1 protein-coding gene is annotated in these 1184 nt (G+C 72.9%); it reads right to left on the bottom strand.

From position 1 onward, the window contains the following. Positions 1-239: 239 nt before the first annotated feature. The coding region (locus H5J30_RS34515) for an AAA family ATPase (RefSeq protein ID WP_181791757.1) at positions 240-1184 on the bottom strand (945 nt) is incomplete at its 5' end.

The following is a 1184-nucleotide window of genomic DNA, read 5'->3' as shown; positions in this document are numbered from 1 at the left end:
CCGCCTCCTCGCCGACCTGCGGCTCTGCGGGGGTCCGGGGGCCGGGCGACGGCGGCGGGGGGGGTACCTGCTTCCGGCGGCGGGAGCCGACGACCAGGCCGCCCGCGGCGAGGAGTGCGACGACGGCGATGGCGATGACGATGAGGATGATGTCCATAACGCCCACCAGTATCGCCCGCCCGCGCCGCGTTCGCGGCACCCCGCCCGCTTCCGGCCCTCCGGGCGGCGGGACGGCTCGTTCAGTTGAGCCGCTGGCTGATCACCTTGGAGACGCCGTCGCCCTGCATCGAGACGCCGTAGAGGACGTCGGCGACCTCCATCGTGCGCTTCTGGTGCGTGATCACGATGAGCTGCGAGGTGTGCTGCAGCTCCTGCATCAGCCGGACCAGGCGCTGCAGGTTGGTGTCGTCGAGCGCGGCCTCGACCTCGTCCATCACGTAGAACGGGCTCGGCCGGGCCATGAAGATCGCCACCAGCATCGCCACCGCCGTCAGCGACCGCTCGCCGCCGGACAGCAGCGACAGCCGCTTGACCTTCTTGCCCGGCGGGCGGGCCTCCACCTCCACGCCGGTGTTCAGCATGTCGTCCGGGTCGGTGAGGACCAGCCGGCCCTCGCCTCCGGGGAAGAGGCGGGAGAAGACGCCCTCGAACTCGCGGGCGGTGTCGTGGAAGGCGTCGGTGAAGACCTGCTCGACGCGCGCGTCGACCTCCTTGACCACGTCCAGCAGGTCGGCGCGGGTGCGCTTGAGGTCGTCGAGCTGCTCGGTGAGGAACTTGTGCCGCTCCTCCAGCGCCGCGAACTCCTCCAGCGCCAGCGGGTTGACCTTCCCGAGCCTGGTGTACGCGCGCTCCGCGGCCTTCAGCCGCTTCTCCTGCTCGCCGCGCACGTACGGCCGCGGCAGGTTGCGCGGGTGCCCGGGGTCCTCGGGCAGCTCCTCGCCCTCCGCGGGCAGCGACGGCGGCACGGGCTGGTCGGGACCGTACTCCGCCACCAGGTCAGCCGGCTCGACGCCCAGCTCCTCCAGCGCCCGGCCCTCCAACTGCTCGATGCGCAGCCGCTTCTCGGCGCCCAGCACCTCGCCGCGGTGCACGGAGTCGGTCAGCTTGTCCAGTTCGCCGGCCAGCTCGCGGGAGAGCCGGCGCTGCCGGCCCAGCTCCTGCTCGCGCTCGGCCCGGGCCCGCTC

Source organism: Streptomyces phytophilus (assembly GCF_013870535.1).
Lineage (GTDB): Bacteria > Actinomycetota > Actinomycetes > Streptomycetales > Streptomycetaceae > Streptomyces > Streptomyces phytophilus.
The sequence above is the reverse complement of the archived record's forward strand: the minus strand, read 5'-3'. Positions and strand labels throughout refer to the sequence as shown.